The organism is Rothia sp. HMSC061D12 (assembly GCF_001836735.1).
GTDB lineage: Bacteria > Actinomycetota > Actinomycetes > Actinomycetales > Micrococcaceae > Rothia.
This window is the reverse complement of record NZ_KV830307.1, coordinates 278,596-299,151: the sequence shown is the minus strand read 5'-3', so window position 1 is coordinate 299,151 and position 20,556 is coordinate 278,596. Positions and strand designations below refer to the sequence as shown.

Below are 20,556 nucleotides of genomic sequence, written 5' to 3'. Positions count from 1 at the left end.
ACCCGCCTCGCATTAGAAGAAGCGGGGCACTGATCACAAGGAGTGAATAAACATATGGCACGTGCAGTAGGTATTGACCTCGGTACCACCAACTCGGTCGTAGCAGCACTGGAAGGTGGCGACCCGGTCGTCATCGCTAACGCAGAGGGCACCCGCACCACCCCCTCCGTCGTCGCATTCTCCAAGGACGGCGAGGTTCTGGTCGGTAGCGTCGCAAAGCGTCAGGCAGTGACCAACGTCGACCGCACCATCTCCTCCGTCAAGCGCCACATGGGCACCGACTGGACCACCGAGATCGACGGCAAGAAGTACACCCCGCAGGAAATCTCCGCTCGTATCCTCATGAAGCTGAAGGGTGACGCAGAGGCATTCCTGAACGACACTGTCACCGACGCCGTCATCACCGTCCCGGCATACTTCAACGACGCTGAGCGTCAGGCAACCAAGGAAGCCGGCGAGATTGCAGGCCTGAACGTCCTGCGTATCGTCAACGAGCCCACCGCCGCAGCACTCGCATACGGTCTGGACAAGGGTAAGGAAGACGAGCTCATCCTGGTCTTCGACCTCGGTGGCGGTACCTTCGACGTCTCCCTGCTGGAAGTTGGCAAGGATGACGACGGCTTCTCCACCATTCAGGTTCGCGCAACCAGCGGTGACAACCGCCTCGGTGGCGACGACTGGGACCAGCGCATCGTCGAGTGGCTGCTCGCACAGGTGAAGGCAAACACCGGCGCAGACCTGTCCAAGGACAAGATCGCTCTGCAGCGTCTGCAGGAGGCAGCTGAGCAGGCTAAGAAGGAGCTGTCCAGCGCTTCTAGCACCAACATCTCCCTGCAGTACCTGTCCGTGACCCCCGAGGGCCCCATCCACCTGGATGAGAAGCTGACCCGCGCAAAGTTCGAGGAACTGACCCGCGACCTGCTCGAGCGCACCAAGAAGCCCGTGCTCGACGTAATCAAGGAAGCTGGCGTGTCCATCTCCGAGATTTCTGAGGTCATCCTGGTCGGTGGCTCCACCCGTATGCCCGCCGTCGCTGAGCTCGTCAAGGAGCTCACCGGCCGCGAGCCCAACAAGGGCGTGAACCCCGACGAGGTCGTGGCAATGGGTGCAGCACTGCAGGCAGGCGTGCTGAAGGGCGACCGTAAGGACGTTCTGCTGATCGACGTCACCCCCCTCTCCCTCGGTATCGAGACCAAGGGCGGCGTGATGACCAAGCTGATCGAGCGCAACACTGCAATCCCGACCAAGCGTTCCGAGACCTTCACCACCGCAGAGGACAACCAGCCCTCCGTGACCATTCAGGTCTTCCAGGGTGAGCGTGAGTTCACTCGCGACAACAAGAACCTGGGTACCTTCGAGCTGACCGGCATCGCCCCCGCACCCCGTGGCGTGCCCCAGATTGAGGTCACCTTCGACATCGACGCAAACGGCATCGTCCACGTCTCCGCAAAGGACAAGGGCACCGGCGTTGAGCAGTCCATGACCATCACCGGCGGCACCTCCCTCTCCAAGGAAGACATCGACCGCATGGTCAAGGACGCAGAGGCACACGCAGAGCAGGATAAGGCACGCCGCGAGGCTGCTGACACCCGCAACGCAGCTGAGTCCGTCGCATACTCCGTCGAGAAGCTCCTGAAGGAGAACGGCGACAAGCTGCCCGAGGACGTCAAGACCGAGGTTCAGGGCGATGTCGACGAGCTGAAGAAGGCACTCGAGGGCGACGACGACGCAGCAGTGAAGTCCGCATTCGAGAAGCTGCAGGCATCCCAGTCCAAGCTGGGCGAGGCACTCTACGCAGCAGCACAGGCTGAGGCATCCGAGTCCAAGCCCGCCGCTGACGAGGACGTTGTCGACGCCGAGGTTATCGACGAAGACGAGAAGAAGTAATCATGGCTGAGCAGGAAAACATCACCCCCGACCCGCTGGAGGAGGCATTCAACGCCCCCGCAGCGGAAGGCCACCCCGAAGCTGAATCGGTCGAAACTGCCGAAGACGCTGCGGAAGCCGTCGAGGCTGAGCTCCAGGACGCCGTAGAAGCAGAATCTGCGGATGCGGCACTCGCCGCAGAGCGCCTGGACTCCCTGCTTCGCCTGCAGGCAGAGTTCACCAACTACAAGAACCGCACCGCCCGCGAAAAGGAGCAGCTGCGAAACTTCGTAATCGGTGACCTGGTCGGCGCACTGTTGCCGGTGCTCGACGACATCGACGCCGCACGCAAGCACGGCGACCTGCAGGACGGCCCCTTCGCCTCCATCGCTGCGAAGCTCGAAGAGCTGCTCAGCAAGCAGGGCGTGGAGCGCTTCGGTGAAGTAGGCGATGCCTTCGACCCGAACATCCATGAAGCTGTACTGCAGCAGCCCACCGACGAGGTGGCCGAGGATCATGTCTCCATGGTTCTGCGTTACGGCTACCGCGTGAACGACCGTGTGGTTCGTACCGCTCAGGTGGCTGTGGCTGTCGCACCGTAAGGTGGTCGGCTCAGCAATGGCTGAATAACTAACGACGGGCGGGTGCTCTCCCTGGTGGGGAGTGCCCGCCCTGTTGTTTGCCTGAGCTACTATGCCCAGCGTTGGCGCGGGTTTCGGTGAGCTGTGGCGGCGGTCAAGAGGCTTGTAGGGGCGCAATTTTTTGGACTCAACCCTTTCAAAATTGAGTCAAGTAGACTAAACTTTTATATAGAGTATTAAGACAAGTACGCGGTGCCCCTGCAAGCCGTCCCGTAACCGAGGAGGGCGGCGCATCACCGCAGAAGGAGAAACACAACATGGCAAGTGAAAACTGGCTAACCGACGACTTCTATAAGGCACTGGGTGTCAGCGAAGACGCAAGCGAAAGCGACATCAAGAAGGCGTACCGCAAGCTCTCCCGCAAGTACCACCCGGACCTGAACCCCGGCGACGCCGCAGCAGAGAAGAAGTTCAAGGAAATCTCGGAAGCATACGACGTGCTCTCCGACAAGAAGCAGCGCGAAGAGTACGACCAGATTCGCCGCTACGGTGCCGCAGGCATGGGCGGATTCGGAGGCGGCGGCTTCGGCGGTGGCAGCTACACCGGCTACCCCGGCGCGGACGCATTCGGCGGCTTCAGCAACGGCGGCGCAGGCATCAACATTGACGACCTGCTCGGCGGCCTCTTCGGCGGTAGCGCAGGCGGCTCCCGACGCTCCGCAGGCTTCACCAGCGCCGACTTCGGCGGCATGGGCGGTGGCGGTTTCGGCGGCGCACAGCACGCAGCCCCCGAAGAGAGTACCACCAGCACCCGCATCAGCCTCGCCCAGGCATACACCGGCGCGACCGTGACCGTGTTCCTGCCGGACGGCTCTCACACCGAGGCACGCATCCCCGCAGGCATTAAGGACGGCCAGAAGGTGCGCCTGCGCGGCAAGGGCCTGCGCGGCGGCGACCTGAAGGTCACCGTGCGCGTCTCCGATGACTCCGTGTACTCGCGCGAGGGTAACAACCTGATTATGCGCGCGCCCGTCACCCTCGCTGAGGCTGTCGACGGCGCAGTGATTGAGGTGCCCCTGCCGGATGCATCCACCGTGAAGCTGCGCCTGGCACCCGGCCAGGTCGGCCGCCGACTGCGCGCTAAGGGCCGCGGCTTCAAGGCTAAGGGCGGCGACGGCGACCTGCTGGTCATCCCGGAGATTGTTCTGCCCACCGAGTTGAGCGCAGAGGCAAAGGAAGCATTCGATAAGTTCGTAAAACTGGCTCCGCAGGAGAACCCGCGTAAGGATCTGTTGAAGAAGGCGAAGTAAACCATGGCATCTCGAGAATCATCATCTAAGTCCCGTAACGGTAAGCCGTTGCACAGCGTGGACCTGCCGGTTTTCGTGATTTCTGTGGCGGCTGAGCTGGCGGGCATGCACCCGCAGACCCTGCGCCAGTACGACCGCATCGGCCTGGTCCAGCCTTCGCGTGCGCCCGGTAAGGCGCGCCGCTATTCGCAGCGTGACGTGAACCGTCTGCAGCAGATTCAGCAGCTCTCGCAGGAGGGCGTCTCCCTGGAGGGTATTCGCCGCATTATTGAGCTGGAGTCCCTCGTGGAGGAGCAGCAGGAGCAGATTGCGGCGCTGCAGCGTCAGGTTGAGGACGCGAAGGTGAAGATGGGCATGGCGGAGCGCGTGTTCGCCGCCGGTACCAGCGGCGACGTGGTGCATATTGCCCGCGGTACCCGCCCGGCGCCTCGTCAGCGTTCTTCGGCTGTGGTGCTGTACCGTCAGCGTCACCAGCCGGTTACGGCGGATGATACGAAGCCACAGCGCTAAACCGGCTAAACCCGCTACACTGGGATAAACGGTTCGGCTGTTCTAGCTCATTTGCGCTAGTCGGCCACCCATATAGGCTTGTGCGTCTTTGTGTATACGCCGCGAGAGGGAGGGTAGACCCCCGCCCCGCATGCACTTGGACCCACACACAAGGAGGTGAGGCTCCCCGAATGATCGGGGAGCCTCACCTCCTTAACGTATATTCGCGCTAACCTGCGCCACCTGATGCCGGTGCTGCCTCGGCTTACTTGCGGCGCTGCTTACTTGCGGCGGTAGGTTAGATCGTGCGCGCGGCGGCCCGCCTCCTGAGCCTTACGCTCAAAGCTGGTGAGGGTACGACCCTCCCAACGCGGAGCCCAACCACCCAACGGATCCTCCTCGGTCGCACCGGCGCCGGGGTTCACGTTCTCAAAGTCGGGGTGCGCCTCCAGAACCTCACGCATGACCAGGGCGTACTCCTCCCAGTCAGTCGCCAGACGCCAAATGCCGCCAGGCTTGAGCACGCGCGCAACCTTATCAGCGAACGCCGGGGACACCAGGCGGCGCTTGTGGTGGCGGGACTTGTGCCAGGGGTCCGGGAAGAACACCCACAGCTCGTCCACGGAGTTCTCCTCAAGCATGTTGTCGAGCAGTTCGGGCGCGTTCGCCTGAGCCACACGCACGTTCTCCACGCCGGCGTTGCCCATCTTCAGAAGCAGATCCGCGATGCCGGGGGTGTACACCTCAACGGCGAGGAAGTTCGCCTCGGGCACCTCAGCTGCGCGGTGCACGATTGCCTCGCCCAGACCGGAACCGATCTCGACGACCTGGTACGCCTCACGGCCGTAAATCTTAACCGGGTCGAAGGTCGCCTCGGGTGCGACGGAGGTGTCGGTGCGCAGGCGCGGGATGTCCAGCACGTGGGTGGGGGAGTAGGCGTCCCACGCCTTCTGGCGGCGTGCGGTGAGGCGGTCGCCGCGGCGGACGAAGGAGTAGGGCTGGCGGAAGAATTCCTCGGGAACCGGCTTCTTGGCCTTTTCTTCGGTGGATTCGGGTGCCTGGCTAGGCTGCGTGTTCTCAGTAGACATACCTAAAAGAATAGCGCAGGGCCGCTGCACCGTGCGGTTTCGCGGTTTGCTCGGGCTGGGTGATGCTGAGCTAGCCGTGTGTGGGTAGGTGGTGTGCGCCAGCCTGGGCTGCGTAGAAAGTCAGCGCGCATACAAAAGTGCGGCGGGAACAAAGACTGTTCCCGCCGCACTTTCGTGAGGTTGTTTGAGTGAGTTAGCTTGTGGGGCTTACTTCTTGGAGCCCAGCAGTGCCAGACCCGCGCCGAGTGCGGTCTCTGCGCCGGAGATGAGCTTACCGAAGGTTGCTGCGTCCAGCTTGGAGCCTGCTTTAGGCGAAGCCTTATGCGTTTTCAGGGGCGCGCTCCATCTCAAAATTCTGCTCCCGTTGGGTTCTGTGTGCTTGTGTGGGTATGAGGGGGTAAAATTTGAAATTATGCATTCTCTGCATAACCTTTTATCGGCGATGCAAGAAGTCGGAAGCTCCGCGAAATCGGAGTTTACAAGCCCCAGCGCACCGCGCAAGCTATGGATGCGCGGGAACCGCCTCCTGGCGCGCCGTTCAGGATTATGCACGAATACCAACCACCCGGACTCGCCCCCGAGTGAAATTTAGGGCGAATCGACGCAGGAAAGAGAAATACGTGACACAGCAGCCAATGCAGCACAACTCCGTCACCGGCCTAGACTCCGAAGCTGAGCACTCCAAGCTTCAGCGCGGACTAAGCTACCGACACATTCAGCTGATCGCTATTGGCGGCGCCATCGGCACCGGCCTTTTCCTCGGCTCAGCAAAGACCATCGCCCTGACCGGCCCCTCCATCGTCTTGGTGTACGCCATTATCGGTAGCGTCATCTACTTTGTTCTGCGCGCCATGGGCGAGATTCTGCTCTCTAACCCCAAGTACAAGTCCTTCACCGACTTCATTACCGACATCCTCGGTCTGCGCGCCGGCTTCTTCGTCGGCTGGTCGTACTGGTTCTTCTGGGTCGTCACAGGTATCGCGGACGTCATTGCTATTACCGGCTACATCAAATACTGGTGGCCGGAAATCCCAGCCTTCATCCCGGCGCTGACCGTTATCGTGGCTCTGCTGCTGCTGAACCTGCCCTCGGTGAAGAACTTCGGTGAAATCGAATTCTGGTTCGCAGTCATTAAAATCGTCGCCATTGTCGCCCTCATTATTGTTGGTGCGCTCATGGTTGCCTTCAGCTTCACCGCGCCCGACGGTACCGTCGCCTCTGTAGCAAATCTCTGGGATCGCCCCGGCCCCTCCGGTAGCGGTATCTTTACCCAGGGCCTGACGGGCTTCCTGGGTGCCTTCCAGATTGCGCTCTTCGCCTTCGTGGGTGCTGAGCTGGTCGGTACCGCCGTGGCGGAAACCGAACACCCCGAACGCACCCTGCCCAAGGCGATTAATGCGGTACCCTTCCGCATTGCGCTCTTCTACGCTGTGCCGCTGATGACCATCCTCGCCGTGACCCCCTGGGATAAGCTGGATAAGTCCATGAGCCCCTTCGTGGGCATGTTCTCCCTGGCGGGTATTGCTGTTGCAGCCTCGCTGGTGAACTTCGTGGTGCTGACCTCCGCCGCATCTTCGGCGAACTCCGGTATCTTCTCGACCTCCCGCATGGTCTACGGTCTGGCACACGACGGTGCCGCACCCTCCGCACTGGGTAAGCTCACCAAGAACGGTGTGCCCGCCAACGCCCTGTACCTGACCACCGTGCTGCTGCTGTTCAGCCTGGTCATGCTGTACGCCGGTAGCGGCATTATGGAGGCGTTCACCGTGGTGACCTCCGTGGCGTCGATGATGGGTATCTTCACTTGGAGCATGATCCTGATTGCGTACCTGGTCTACCGCAAGAAGTTCCCCGAACGCCACGAGGCATCCGAGTATAAGATGCCCTGGGGTATCGGCATGAGCTGGTTTGGCCTGGTCTTCTTTGCTGTGATGGTCTACGCCCTGAGCCTGTACCCGGACACCGCAATCGGTCTGGCACTGACCCCCATCTGGTTCATTGTTCTGGCGATTGGCTACGAGATCCTAACCCGCCGCCACGCCGCGAAGCGCGCTCGCGCGCTGGCTACTGAGAGCACTGCTGACAAGGCTGGTCAGAAGTAGTCTTCAGCTCTCCTCCGGCTGGTTTGTGTGAGCCCCGCCCCGCATTCTTGATTGATGCGCAGGGCGGGGTTTTCTGTGTCTATTAGCCCCCGTCAGGCGGCAGATAGTGACCTGTTTAATAGATTCGCGACACACCAAGAGCTGAAAAACATTTCATTCACCGTTCAAAGCGTGTAGAATATCTATCCAAACAGATGTGTAAGCTCCCAAAGGTACCCGCATCGGGCGATGTTTGAACGCGCCCCGGATGCGGCGCGAACCATGGTTGAGCGCATCTTCCGCCCCGAAAGCCGGGGCTGCCCCGCATTAATAGTGGTTGCATATCTATACGCGAAACCTACCGGATGACACCGAAAAACCCTCATCCACCATGCACTATATGCGCTACGGGGCCTAACTGCAGAAAAGAGGACGTCGTGACTGAACAGAACAACGTCACCCTGAATCCTAAAGCTCCCGAACAGGGAGAACGACTGCACCGCGGTCTGAGCAACCGACATATTCAGCTCATCGCTATCGGCGGTGCCATCGGCACCGGCCTGTTCATGGGATCCGGACGCGCTATCTCCGTCGCCGGCCCCTCCGTCATTTTCGTGTACATGCTCATCGGCGCCGTCATCTTCCTGGTGCTGCGCGCCATGGGTGAAATCCTGCTGTCGAACCTGAAGTACAAGTCCTTCTCCGACTTCACCACCGACCTGGTCGGCCCCATGGCGGGATTCTTCCTCGGCTGGTCCTACTGGTTCATGTGGGTGGTCACCGCAGTTGCGGACATCATCGCAATCGTCGGTTACCTGCGCATGTGGTGGCCTGACCTGCAAGCCTGGATTCCGGCGCTCGCCGTTATCAGCGTGCTCCTGGTGCTGAACCTGGTCTCGGTGAAGAACTTCGGCGAAATCGAATTCTGGTTCTCCATGATTAAGATTGTCGCGATTGTTGCCCTGATTGTGGTCGGTGGCGCACTCGTGGCTATCGGCTTTACCTCGCCCAGCGGCGCGCAGGCATCCGTCGCGAACCTCTGGAACGACGGTGGCATGTTCCCCAACCACTTCATCGGCTTCCTTGGCGCATTCCAGATCGCCGTCTTCGCGTTCATGGGCTCCGAGCTGGTCGGTACCACCGCCGCAGAAACCCAGGACCCCGAAAAGACCCTGCCCAAGGCAATTAACGCCGTGCCCGTGCGCATCATGGTCTTCTACGTGGGTGCGCTCGCCATCATCCTGATGGTTACCCCCTGGCGCCTTGTCAGCCCCGACAACAGCCCCTTCGTCGCCATGTTCACCCTGGCGGGCCTGGGCATCGCCGCGCACATCATCAACTTCGTGGTGATTACCAGCGCAACCTCCTCGGCGAACTCCGGTATCTTCTCGACCTCGCGCATGGCATTCGGCCTGGCACGCGAGCGTAGCGCACCCGCCTTCCTGGGCAAGATTTCCACGAACGGTGTGCCGCGTAACGCGCTGTTCCTTTCCGCCGTGATGCTGCTGTCCTCCATCGTGCTGCTCTACGCGGGTGACTCAATCTCTAGCGCGTTCAACCTGGTCACCACCGTGGCTGCGGTACTCGTGATTTTTGCGTGGGCGATGATTATGGTCAGCTACCTGATGTACCGCAAGAAGTTCCCCTCGCGTCACGAGAAGTCGAAGTTCCGTCTGCCCGGCGGCCGTTTCTCCGCGTGGCTGTCGCTGGTGTTCTTCGCCTTCACCATCGGTGTGCTGGCCATGGATGAAGAAACCCTCAGGGGTCTGCTCGCGATGCCCGTCTGGTTCGTGATTCTGGGTATTGGTTGGTTCTTCAAGCGCCGTGCGGATGCACGCCGCCACGAAGCAATCTCTACCCGCACCGCGCAGATTGCGATTGTGGAGGCGTCCGAGATTTTCTCGGCACGCTAAGCACTCCACGCTAAGCACCTGCGCTAAGCCACGCCGGCTATCGGTGCCGGTTATCTCGGTACCGGCTATCAGCGCATGCGTAAAGCCCGTGTCACCTGCTCCTCTCAGGGAGCGGGGACGCGGGCTTTCGCTGTCTCCAGGGATGAACCCGACGAGAGGCTCGCGGGAGTGCTTGCTTAGACGGAAGCCATCTCAGCCTCTTCGGCAAGCGGGTCGTTGTCGTCATCGGTGCGGTAGAAATCCCAGCGTTCACAACCGCAACCGGAACGCATCGCCTCGATGACGGCGGCAGCTGCCTCCAGCGGGTCGAGCGCGTGCAGGTTCCACAGTGCATGCACCGGTACCGGGTGCCTCCAGCCGTGCTCCTGCAGGAACTCCGGGTCGAAGGCGGGCAGCGCCTCGACGGTGGGTTCAAGCTCGCAGAGGAAGCCGGTGGGGGAGCGGAAAACCGTCACCACGGGGGTCGGGTCGGCGTCTTCCAGGCAGGCTCCGTCGAAGAAGTAGTAGGTGCTCAGGCGGCGGTTCCAGGCAAGCTGCGCGAGGCGTTCGCCGAAGACTTCCACCGTCTGTTCCCATTGGGTGCGGTGGTACGCCGCCAGGTCGGTGTGGGCGGTCTGCACCACGCCGATGCCCTGCTCGGTGAGTTCGCGGGCGCTCAGACGTGCGGGTTCTGCCGATTCTGCGGGAGCGCCCGCAGGGGAGCCGTCCGGGGTATCCGGCTCTGCTAGTTCTGCTTCGGTGAGCTCAGTATTAGTCAGCTCAGCGTCAGCATTAGTCAGCTCAGCGTTGAGGAGCTCAAGCTCCTCAGCGGCACCCGACTCAGTGGCACTCGCCTCGGCCTCGTTCGGCTCAGCGGCACCCGACTCCACGGCAGCTGCGTTTGCTTCGTTCTTCGTCCACAGGCGCAGCTCGCGGGCAATCTGCGTGCGTCCGCGATGCAGAGTCGTCTGCCAGGAGCCGAACTTGGCGCGTACCGCACCCAGCGGCGGCACCTGCTCAATCAGCGTGGGAATGGTAGACCAGTAGCCGTAGTTCAGCGCTGTCGGCTCGCGGTCGTAGCGGGCACAATAGCTCAAAAACAGGCTCAGAGTCTTCGGTGCAAAATCCTCGGGTACTGCCGCGGCGTCGATATACCACTCGTTCTCGAGCGCCTCCGCCGGGTAGATGCCGGTGCGGAGCATGCCCAAGGACCAGTCGCCGTCACCGAGGTAGTCGTTAACCGTCTGAACCGGTGCCGGCCACGCCGATTCGCCCTCCATGCTGGCGGCAAGCAGGGTGTACAGGCTACCGCCCTCGGTACCGATTTCTTTTACGCCGCGCAGCCGGATGTCCTCGAGGGTCTGCGCGTAGGCTTCTTCCTCCAGCTGGGAGTAGGGGTGTGCGGCAAGGTACTTAAGCGTTGCGCCAATCTTCGCCAGAACGTGCGCAATGTCTTCATTGTTGAAGTGGCGTGCCTCCAGCGCGGACGGCAGGTCGTGAATAATATCGCAATCAAGAATCAGCGCCGCATACTCGGGCTCCGGAGGCAGATCGTAGGCTTCCGCGAAAACGTACCAGAGGCCGCAGGCGAGCACCGTGTAGCTCGGGGCGTCTGCCGTGACCGGGCCAAACTGCCAGATGCCGGAGTCCAGCGCATAGTTCAGATGCTTCTTGTTGATGCGCGGGTACAGAAAATTGAGGCGGCGGAGAACCTGGGTAGGGGTGAACCCCAGCGCGGCGAGTTCGGCGATGAGTTCCGCGTACTCGTCGTGAAAATCTAAGTAGCCCTCCGGAGCGTTTGATAGCGCGGCTTGTTCGCGCATGGGTCCCTCTTTCATCTGCGGGATGTGGCGGCACCTTGTCGTACCGTGCCGCCGAAACCCTGAATGTGTGCACGCAGACAAGGGCGTTTGCGTGGTGTGAGGCCACCCCTTATCTGCATGAATAAGCGATATTTTTTCAAAAAATATGCTCTTTTATCTAAATTTATCGCTGAAACTAAGCACTATTCAAATACGTGAACCCCTAACACGGTTTCTTACGGAAAGATGACAACGTTTAGCGCACCCACAGGGCAAAATGTGCGTAAAGACTCGTAATCTGCATTAGAAGATGCGATAGAAAAATACGCTTACCCGCACCCGCACAGGCGAGCAAAATACGCCCCGCGCTGACTCTTTTCTCAGCATTACCGGCCAACCCATGAGCCGCGGCGAAATATGCGAAACTGGAAGGATGAGCGAACACCCCCTCCCGAGTAGCATCCGCCCGCGCGCGGATCGAGCTGCAGACCCTGCGCCCAGTAGCGCCGCCGGCAACGAACCCAGCAGTGCCGCACACCGCGAAAAACACGAAACCGGTGGCAAGACTGAGCAGCCCGCCGAGTACCTCATCAACGCGCTCGCCGTAGAAACCGGCATCGCGCCGCACCGCATCCGCGCCGCCGTGGCGCTGCTTGACGCCGACAACTCCGTACCCTTTATCGCCCGCTACCGCAAAGAAGCAACGGGCGCGCTCACCGACACCCAGCTGCGCGCCATCCAGACCCGCCTGGGCCAGCTCCGTGCCCTCGAAGAGCGCCGCAACCGCGTGCTCGAAGCGCTCACCGAACGCGCCGACGAAGGCCTCATCGACCCGCTCACCCTGCTGCAGCTGCGTTCCTCGCTCATGAACGCCGCCACCATCGCAGACGTGAACGCCATCTACGCCCCGTACCGCAGCGAGCGTGTGACCCGCGCGCAGATGGCGCGTGCCGCCGGGCTTGATTCCCTCGTCGAAGACCTGCTGGAGGTGCCCCTCGCTGACGCGCACGCCATTGCCGCCGCGTACATTACCGACGGCGCCGAAGAGGATGAGGAAGAGGGCGTTGAAGCTTCGGAGGCGGAGGAAGCCCTGCAGATTCACAGCGCCGAAGAAGCCCTCGACGGCGCCCGCGCGATCCTGATTGACCGCGCCCTCACCGACCCGGTACTGAGCGAAAAGCTCCTTAAGCGCCTGCGTGAGGGTGGCGTGATTGAGTCCCGCGTGATTGCCGGTCACGAGAGCGACGGCGCGAAGTTCTCCGACTATTTCGCCTTCTCAGACCGTATTCGCTCCATCCCGCCGCACCGTGTGCTGGCGCTGCACCGCGCCAAGGATGCCGGCGTGGTACGCCTCAAGGTGGATGTGGCGCCCGCCCCCGTGGCGCTCAGCCGCCTGCGCGGTGCCGCCCGCGCCGAGGCGGAGGCCGCCGCCGAAAATTACGAGAACGTCCGTTCTGCATACGAGCGTGAAGTTGCCGCCGCGCTGCGCATCCCCGTGCAGGTGCTCAACACCGTCGACGACGAAGACCGCGTGCTCGGCTGGCTCGCCGCCACCGTCCGCACCGCATGGCGCAGCCACTTGCGCCCGCGCCTCGCCGAACGCATCCGCCACCAGCTGCTCGACGCCGCCGCACAGCACGCGACCGAGGTGTTCGCCTCCAACCTGCGCGATATTCTGCTCGCCGCACCCGCCGGACACAAGACCACCCTCGGCCTGGACCCGGGCCTGCGCCACGGCGTGAAATACGCCGTAGTTGACGGCACCGGTGAGCCGCTGCGCGTGGGCACCGTCTACCCGCACGCCCCGCGCAACCAGTGGGCAGAAGCACTGCGCGAGCTCGCCGCCGCATGCCGCGAGCACGGCGTGGAACTCATCGCCATTGGCAACGGCACCGCAAGCCGCGAAACCGACAAGCTCGCCAGCGAGCTGATTCGCCTCCTGCGCGAGGAGGGCGTAGAAGCACCCCAGAAGGTGACCGTCTCGGAGGCGGGTGCCTCCGTCTACTCCGCCTCCGCGCTCGCAGCCGCCGAGCTGCCCGACTACGACGTGACCGTACGAGGCGCCGTCTCGATTGCACGCCGCCTGCAGGACCCGCTCGCCGAGCTCGTCAAAATCGACCCGCAGTCCATCGGTGTGGGCCAGTACCAGCACGACGTGCCGCCCGCCGCCCTGCGCCGCGCCCTCAACGACACCGTCGAAGACTGCGTGAACGCCGTGGGCGTGAACCTCAACAGCGCCTCCGTGCAGCTGCTCGCGCACGTGGCGGGCGTGGGCACCGCAACCGCCGAACGTATCGTCGCCTACCGCACCGAACACGGTCCCTTCGCGAACCGCCAGCAGCTGCTGAACGTGCCGCGACTGGGCGAGAAGACCTTCCGGCAGGCGGCAGGATTTATTCGCATCCGCGGCGGTGAGGAGCCGCTGGACGCCTCCGCCGTGCACCCGGAAGCGTACCCGCTCGCGCGCCGCATTATTGCCGACGCGCAGGCACGCAACGGCGCCCACTGGGTTGCCGGCGCCCTGGGTACCTCGGATGGAACCGACCCGCTCGCCGGGCTGAACCCCGCCGACTACGTGCAGGATAGCGATACTCAGGCGAGCGCGGACGAAGGCACCGCGGGCGTGTACACGGTCGAGGACATCTTCGCCGAGCTGCGCCGCCCCGGCCTGGATCCGCGCGGTAGCTTCCGCACCGCCCGCTTCTCCGAGTCCGTCTCGCACTTCGAGGACGTGCGCCCCGGCATGGTACTCGAGGGCACCGTCTCGAACGTGGCGGCATTCGGCGCGTTCGTGGATATTGGCGTGCACCAGGACGGCCTCGTGCACATCTCGCAGATGAGCCGCGGCTACGTGGCGAACCCGCACGACATTGTGCGTAGCGGCGACATCGTGCAGGTGCGTGTCGTGGAGGTCGACCCGGCGCGCCGCCGCATCTCCCTCTCCCTGCTGGTAGAGGACGAGAACTAGCGGGGGGAGAGCTAGATACAGAGTGGTCGCCGACTTATTGGGCAATCCAAGAATGAGCGTTCGCTAAAAATTCAGCTTCCGCAAGAGTGCACAAAAGCCCCGACAAGCACTATCCGTGCCTGTCGGGGCTTTATTTAGGTGTGTATCGAGCTATACGCCCGAGCTACACCTTAGAAGTCAATGTTCGCCGGGTCAGCGCCAATACGCCCCTCGGGGCTGGAAAGCGCATCTACAGCCGCGATGTCCTCGGCGGTCAGCTTCACGTTCACCGACGCCAGGTTCTCCTCAATGCGGGAGGGGGTCACAGACTTCGGGATAGCCACGGTGCCCTTAGCCAGGTGCCACGCCAGCACGACCTGCGCGGGGGTTGCGCCGTGGCGCTCCGCGATCTCAGCCAGCACGGGGTTCTGCAGCAGGTCACTACCGTTACCCAGCGGGCTCCACGCCTGAGTCGCGATGCCGTACTCGGCGTGAACGGCGCGCAGCGCCTCCTGCGAGAAGTAGGGGTGCAGCTCAACCTGGTGGATGACCGGAACCACACCGGTCTCCTCGATAATCTCGCGCAGCTGCTCCTCGGGGAAGTTCGAAACACCAATCGAACGGACCTTACCCTGCTTCTGCAGCTCAATCAGAGCACGCCACGAATCCAGGTACAGGCCCTGCTGCGGCTTAGCCCAGTGAATCAGGTACAGGTCAACGTAGTCGGTGCCCAGCTTCTTCAGAGAAGCGTCGAACGCCTCGAAAGCGCTCTCGTAGCCCTGGTCGGAGTTCCACAGCTTGGTGGTGAGGAAGATGTCCTCACGAGCCACGCCGGAGTTAGCGATAGCGCGGCCCACGCCCGCCTCGTTGCCGTAAATAGCTGCAGTGTCGATGTGGCGGTAGCCAATCTGCAGGGCGGTGCCCACAACCTTCTCAGCGACCTCGTCCTCAACCTGCCACACGCCGTAGCCCAGCTGCGGAATGGTTCGGCCGTCGTTGAACTTTACGTTCGGTACGTTGTAGCTCATGATGCTCCTTTGGAATCTATGGGGAGGCGGCGCCTCCCGAAGAGTTGCTTTGGATAGTTCTACAAGGCTACGCCCCAGAGCCCCCGTTGAAAAGAGCCGGGCCAGAATCGGGCGTGAATCTAGCCTGAGGCGTAACCAAATGACAAAAAAATGACGGGGGCCAGACACCTCCTCAGACTCGAGGGGTACCGCTCAGGCTGGAGGGCGGCTATCGCTCGACAGCCGGCGCAAAGAGCTCGCGCACATCCTCAGCTGTCACCGCCGCGGAGGCGAACTCGCCCTCACCGACCACCGCATCGAAGAGCGCGGCCTTCGACTCCTTGAGCTGCATGACCTTCTCCTCAATCGTGCCCTCGGCGACCAGACGGTAGACGTGCACCTCCTTGTCCTGGCCGATGCGGTGAATACGGTCCACCGCCTGCTGCTCGGCGGCGGGGTTCCACCACGGATCCATAATGAACACGTGATCCGCCTCGGTCAGGTTCAGACCGAAACCGCCAGCCTTGAGCGAAATGAGGAACACCGGCTCCTGACCGCTCGTGAACGCCTCAATAACCTCTGCACGGTTGCGGGTCGAACCATCCAGGTACAGGTGACCGATGCCCTCCTCCGCCAGGCGCGCCGAAATGCTCTTGAGGTAGCCGGTGAACTGGCTGAACACCAGCACACGGTGGCCCTTCTCGAGCAGGTCGGGTAGTTGCTGAACCAGGTAGTCGCGCTTGACCGACGACACCCCGGCGTAGGCTTCCGGGTCAATCAGCGCGGCATCAAGCGCCAGGCGGCGCAGCAGGGTCAGCGACTGGAAGATCGTGAACCGGTTCTTATCCATATCCTCCAGCAGGCCCAGTACCTTCTGGCGTTCACGCTGCAGATGCGTGTCATAGATGCGGCGGTGACCGGGAGCCAGCGGCAGGTTCACGCGCGTATCGTTCTTCGCCGGAAGCTCCGCCGCCACCAGCTCCTTGGTGCGGCGTAGCATGAGCGGGCGGATGCGCCGGCGCAGACGAGCCGCCGTCGCCGCGGCGTGCGCCGGGTCCTCGCCAGACTCCGCCGGGCGAGCGTACAGGTCACGGAACGCACGGGCGGAGGGGAACAGGCCGTCCGCCACAATCGCCAGCAGCGCCCACAGCTCCATGAGGTTGTTCTCAATGGGCGTGCCGGTCATCGCGATCTTGGTGCGGGCGGGCATTGCGCGGGCGATGGACCAGGCGCGGGTGCCGGTGTTTTTGACGAATTGCGCCTCGTCCAGCAGGAGCGCACCCCAGCCTTCGGGGGCGGACTGCTCGCCCGTGAACTCGTTGACGGCTTGGCCCAGCGTGCGGGCGTAGCCGGTGTATGCCTCCTCATCCATGCGTAGCAGCGTGTAGCTGGTCAGCACCAGGTGCGCCCCGGCAATCCGCTCGGCCAGCGGGGTCTTACCGGCGGTGGTTTCGGTAATGGTCACGACCTTCGCCTCGGGCAGGAATCGCTCAGCCTCCGCCGCCCAGTTGGCGATAACGGAGGTCGGCGCAACCACGAGGAAGGGCGCGAACGGCTCGACGCTCTCACCTCGCTTTGCGGCACGTTCGGAGGCGGCACGGTGCTCCTCCATCGCGTGGGCGAGCAGGGCGAGAGCCTGCACGGTCTTACCCAGACCCATATCGTCGGCGAGAATACCGCCCAGACGCTGCTCGTACAGGAACGACAACCACTGGAAACCCTCCACCTGGTAGGGGCGTAGGGTCGCCTGCAGGCCGGTGGGTACCGGGCGCTGAGCGATAACCCGACGGGACGCCTTCTGGGGTGCGGGAAAACCCTGAGTGCCCTTGTCGAGTGCTTTTTCAATGCCCTTTTCGGGGTTCTCTTCGGCACTCTCTTCGGCATCCTCCAGGCCCTCAACCAGCTCCAACAGCGAACGCACCTGCGCATCCCACCGCGCGGTCGTATGCACGCTTGCCGCCAGCGACTCCAGCTCCGAGAACAGCCCCGCCTGGTGCCGGTTAATGCGCAGCTCACCGCCCGCATCGTCGAGTTCGCGAGCCTCCGCGATGAGGGTGCGCAGGGTCTTAAACTCGGGTCGACGCAGCGAGAAGTAGGTGCCGCTACCGAGCAGAATACGGTCCGCCCCGCGGTCGAGTGCCTCGAAGATCTGGGCGAAGGGCACGGTCCAGTTATTGACCTTCACTGCAATGCCCAGACCGAACCAATCGCGAGAATTGCCCTCGCTCACGGTGATTTCGATGAGCGCGTCGGTTGCCTCCACGAACTCCGGCGGGGTGCCGTTAAAACGCACCTGAACAGCGGAAACACGGCGAAGCTTCGGCAGAATCGCACTCAGCAGCTCGCGGGTCTCCCACCCCTCAATGCGGCGCTCCTCCAACCCGGAAAGCGCCGGATGGGCGGCAAGAATTGCGCGCACCGAACGCAGTACGCGCGCCTCAAAACGCTCATCACGAATCTCGCCACCCTCTTCTCCGGGGTAGCCGAAAACGGGAAGGGACTGCACCTCGGAGGCGCCCGCAGAATCCTGCGCGCTCGCCTCATCTGCGCTGTCCTCCGCGAAGGGGTTCAGCGGGTACTCCCAATGCCAGCTCAGCTGCGCGTCGTGGGGAACTTGCTCGTCAAAGCTGATTTCGAGCACCAGATGCGGCGGCTTTACGCGCGGCAGCGCCAGCGCCGGGTCGGAGGTCAGTGAAGGAATGGAGCGGCTGAGCGCGGGTAGGTACTCCTTCTGGAAGGTGGCGCGCTCCGCGGCGGGAATCCGCACGGTTCCGGTGCTAATGAGCGATTCGGAGGCGGCATCAAGCGGCTCGACTAGGGGGATGAGCGCCAACTCCACACCCTCGGGCAGCTCGGGCACGGCGGGGGAGTAGCGCACCCGCTCACCCTGTACCGGGGCAATCGTCGGCGCGCTATTCTCAGCCTCCTCAGCCGGCGCCTCCTTCTGCACAAAGGATTCGCGACCCACCTCGTCCAGCGCACCGGGGCGCGCGGTCTTCCAGTGCACCGCCTTTGCCGCCTGCTCGTACTCCTGCTGCACCAACCCACCCAGGGCGAAGAAGCCGGTGCGCGGGGTGCCGATGGGGTGGCAGTGTGCGGCGGGTAGCCAGAGCTGGCGCAACAGTTCGCCTTCGCGTCCTTCCCAGCTGAGCGCGGCTTGAAGCTGCAACCCGGTGCCTTCCGCGTGCTTCTCTTCGCTGGCGGCGGCGTGCAGGCGCACCTGCGCGGGGCTCAGCACGGCGTAGTTCACCTCGCGGCCGTTGACGAGCAGGGGCAGGCCAATATCCTCCGCGCGGGCGAGCACATCCCAGAGCAGAGTGGAGGCAGAAGCACTAATTGAGATCCAATCGCGGTGCGAGGAGTACATGTTCTGCCAGGGGCGGGCAATCGAGTAGAGCTCGGCGAAGAACCGTTCGTGTTCGGGGTAGATTTCGTGCCGACCGACGGGGCCACCCACGCTGGAGGCGAAGGTTTCCCAGCTGAGTCCGCCCTTGATCCAACGCCCGGTTTTGGACGCCATGAGCGGTCGGGCGAGCAGGTTAATGCTGGGGGTCGCGCCGGGCATATTGCGGCCGCGCGCGTAGGATCCGGAGACACTCAGTGAGAAATCCAGGGCGCCGCTCACGCGCATCGAATCGATGCCCGCAAGGTCCTGACGTGCGGAAAGGATGGAGGAGAGGTCGCGTCGCCAGGCAGAAATCTTGGAGGTGGCACCATCGAGCACGGTAGGGGAAGAGCCCAGCTCGTTGAGCGCGAAGCTTCCCTGCGCCTCGTCGCGCGTACCGTGTGCCGCAGTGCCCTGTTCTGCGATGTTGTTTTCTGCATCGGGTGCGGGCAGTTTTGCCGCGGTGGTGAGTGCACCGGATGCGCGCAGCGCCGCGAGCGGGTCGGCGGATTTCTTCGCCTCAGCAACATCTGCGCTCTTCGCAGCTACGCCATGAGAGCCAGCATTTGGTACGCCGACCGGTCCGGGGTGTTCGCTGAGTGCCTTTTTCGCTACGGAGGCGCGGTCGAGCGCGGTGAGCATGAGCGCTACGGCGTGCTTGCAGTCGGTGAGCACGGGGCAGGTGCAGCGGGCGGTGAAGGTCGCGGAGCCGCTGACAGCGGGGAAGAAGCGAACCGTCACTTCGTAGGGGATGATGGTGCTTCCGTTGACGAGCCCGGTGAGGGTGCGTTCGTCTTCGTCGTAGCTGTAGCGGATGACTTCGCGGTTGCGCTGGTAGGCGACACCGCGCTGGTAGGTGCGGTGCCCGACCTGGCGGATGATTTGCGGTACGGTAACCGGAATTTCGGGGAAAGGATTGTTGGCGCTCACCAGCTCATTATCGCGTATCGTGCGGGTTTGCGCCTTGCCGCCGGTCATTGCCGGGCGGGTGCGCGGGATGCGTTTTTGATGCATAAAAACACCTATATTTACATAAAATATTCCGCACCGTATCAAAAATTCCCGCCATCAAAAACGCTTCCACAAGCAAAAACGCTAATAGTCTAAATCTCTTTCAAAAAACGCTTTACTTAACTTGAGAAAATGCTGTAAGCTGAACCCAGCTTCAAGAGTTTCGACTGATAAGCTCCGACTATGGTCGAACGCCAACCCCATGTTCACGGGTGGCTCGGATGACGAAGCGGTTTGTATTCACCACCGGAATAACCGGTGGTAACCGGTACAGACAAGAGCAACGCGAAAGGATCGCGCCACTCACGGCGCAGGTTGTCACATGTACAACGGCTCTGCAACCGAAGCAGCAATCTCTCTGAACCCCTCCCGCTCCTACCAGGAAAGCCTGCGTGCCGCAGCTGTCCCCGCGCGAGGCGGATACACCGCAGTCAGCATTGACGACTACTCCCGCATTTCTTCTAAGCGCGACGAGTTCCTGAACTTCCTTCTTCTGCCCAACCCCGAGGGCATTCCCGCTATTGAGTACGCCGGTCTGCGCGTAGCGTAGCATTAGGGGTATGAATTTCTCCGGTATGCTCCTGGACTCCGACGTTCTTGCGGAGATCCGTAAGGCGGATCCAGACCCCGCCGTGGTCGCTTTTCTGCGCCGCCGCTCGTTCCGACACATGTATATTTCTGTGCTGAGTATTGGCGAGCTGAAGGGCCTGTACCCTTACCCGGAAACTAATCGCTGGATTACCGAGCTGCTCGAACGCTTTGGCGACCACGTTATTAACGTGGATGCGCGTGTGAGCCTCGAGTGGGCGGGCCGCCAGGCACCGCCCGGCGTGCACGCCGTGGGCCGTGATGATGCCGGTCCGCTGCCTACTGCCGCCCTGGAGGGTCTGATGGCGGCGAGCGCGAGCGCCTATGATTTGGAGCTGATTTCTTCTAAGGCGCAGGTGTACCGCGCCTGGGGTGTGCAGGCTTCCAACCCGTGGACTGAGCAGTAAAACTTCACAGGATACACGCCCTCGCGTGCGTGTCTGTATGAATACCTGTGCGAATAGTTGTGAGAACCCGCTTTCGAGTGTTAATCGGAGGCGGGTTTCGTC

The 20,556-nt window shown here is 62.5% G+C and carries 14 protein-coding genes and 1 riboswitch; of the genes, 9 read left to right on the top strand and 5 right to left on the bottom strand.

All coding sequences use genetic code 11. The features are described from left to right. Positions 1 to 54 precede the first annotated feature (54 nt). The 4 genes from dnaK (at position 55) to HMPREF2682_RS07845 (ending at position 4,267) form a co-directional block, all read left to right on the top strand. On the top strand, positions 55 to 1,887 hold the full coding sequence (gene dnaK / locus HMPREF2682_RS07860) for a molecular chaperone DnaK (protein ID WP_044150760.1): 1,833 nt from the start codon (positions 55 to 57) through the stop codon (positions 1,885 to 1,887). Positions 1,888 to 1,889: 2 nt separating this feature from the next. Beyond that, complete coding sequence (locus HMPREF2682_RS07855; RefSeq protein ID WP_070832996.1) at positions 1,890 to 2,468, top strand: nucleotide exchange factor GrpE; 579 nt, start codon at positions 1,890 to 1,892, stop codon at positions 2,466 to 2,468. 296 nt (positions 2,469 to 2,764) lie between these two features. Next, positions 2,765 to 3,757, top strand: a complete 993-nt coding sequence (locus HMPREF2682_RS07850) for a DnaJ domain-containing protein (RefSeq protein WP_070832993.1) — start codon at positions 2,765 to 2,767, stop codon at positions 3,755 to 3,757. A 3-nt stretch (positions 3,758 to 3,760) separates the two neighbouring features. Next, positions 3,761 to 4,267, top strand: a complete 507-nt coding sequence (locus HMPREF2682_RS07845; RefSeq protein WP_070832990.1) for a heat shock protein transcriptional repressor HspR — start codon at positions 3,761 to 3,763, stop codon at positions 4,265 to 4,267. A gap of 260 nt (positions 4,268 to 4,527) precedes the next feature. On the opposite strand, the gene trmB is transcribed toward HMPREF2682_RS07845, so the two are convergent. Continuing rightward, on the bottom strand, positions 4,528 to 5,334 hold the full coding sequence (gene trmB, locus HMPREF2682_RS07840) for a tRNA (guanosine(46)-N7)-methyltransferase TrmB (protein WP_070832987.1): 807 nt from the start codon (positions 5,332 to 5,334) through the stop codon (positions 4,528 to 4,530). A gap of 207 nt (positions 5,335 to 5,541) precedes the next feature. Beyond that, positions 5,542 to 5,685, bottom strand: coding sequence for a hypothetical protein (locus HMPREF2682_RS09485; protein WP_168167735.1), 144 nt, complete (start codon positions 5,683 to 5,685; stop codon positions 5,542 to 5,544). Between the two features lie 284 nt (positions 5,686 to 5,969). On the opposite strand from HMPREF2682_RS09485, the gene HMPREF2682_RS07835 reads away from it, so the two are divergent. Next, positions 5,970 to 7,436: an amino acid permease gene (locus tag HMPREF2682_RS07835; RefSeq protein ID WP_070832983.1), complete on the top strand. Its 1,467-nt coding sequence runs from the start codon at positions 5,970 to 5,972 to the stop codon at positions 7,434 to 7,436. 416 nt (positions 7,437 to 7,852) lie between these two features. Beyond that, on the top strand, positions 7,853 to 9,328 hold the full coding sequence (locus HMPREF2682_RS07830; RefSeq protein WP_070832980.1) for an amino acid permease: 1,476 nt from the start codon (positions 7,853 to 7,855) through the stop codon (positions 9,326 to 9,328). A gap of 176 nt (positions 9,329 to 9,504) precedes the next feature. Here the strand turns inward: HMPREF2682_RS07830 and HMPREF2682_RS07825 are convergent, their stop codons facing one another. After that, entirely contained in the window at positions 9,505 to 11,130 is a 1,626-nt protein-coding gene (locus HMPREF2682_RS07825) for a dehydrogenase (protein ID WP_070832967.1), read from the bottom strand. Between the two features lie 412 nt (positions 11,131 to 11,542). Between HMPREF2682_RS07825 and HMPREF2682_RS07820 the strand changes: the two genes are divergently transcribed. After that, positions 11,543 to 14,077 (top strand): helix-hairpin-helix domain-containing protein, encoded by a 2,535-nt coding sequence (locus tag HMPREF2682_RS07820; RefSeq protein ID WP_083321778.1) that lies wholly within the window; start codon positions 11,543 to 11,545, stop codon positions 14,075 to 14,077. A gap of 170 nt (positions 14,078 to 14,247) precedes the next feature. Here the strand turns inward: HMPREF2682_RS07820 and HMPREF2682_RS07815 are convergent, their stop codons facing one another. Both HMPREF2682_RS07815 and HMPREF2682_RS07810 read right to left on the bottom strand, forming a co-directional pair. Continuing rightward, positions 14,248 to 15,084 carry an aldo/keto reductase gene (locus HMPREF2682_RS07815; protein ID WP_070832963.1) on the bottom strand — a complete coding sequence of 279 codons (837 nt, stop codon included), beginning with the start codon at positions 15,082 to 15,084 and terminating at the stop codon, positions 14,248 to 14,250. Between the two features lie 208 nt (positions 15,085 to 15,292). Further along, positions 15,293 to 19,426, bottom strand: a complete 4,134-nt coding sequence (locus HMPREF2682_RS07810) for a DEAD/DEAH box helicase (RefSeq protein WP_070833049.1) — start codon at positions 19,424 to 19,426, stop codon at positions 15,293 to 15,295. A gap of 185 nt (positions 19,427 to 19,611) precedes the next feature. Beyond that, positions 19,612 to 19,746, top strand: a riboswitch (SAM riboswitch). A 35-nt stretch (positions 19,747 to 19,781) separates the two neighbouring features. Between HMPREF2682_RS07810 and HMPREF2682_RS07805 the strand changes: the two genes are divergently transcribed. Together HMPREF2682_RS07805 and HMPREF2682_RS07800 are read left to right on the top strand one after the other, a co-directional pair. Continuing rightward, the gene (locus HMPREF2682_RS07805) at positions 19,782 to 20,009 is read left to right on the top strand and encodes a hypothetical protein (protein ID WP_005506796.1); all 228 of its coding nucleotides are present in this window, start codon (positions 19,782 to 19,784) and stop codon (positions 20,007 to 20,009) included. Between the two features lie 10 nt (positions 20,010 to 20,019). Next, positions 20,020 to 20,454: a PIN domain-containing protein gene (locus HMPREF2682_RS07800; RefSeq protein WP_070832958.1), complete on the top strand. Its 435-nt coding sequence runs from the start codon at positions 20,020 to 20,022 to the stop codon at positions 20,452 to 20,454. Positions 20,455 to 20,556 lie beyond the last annotated feature (102 nt).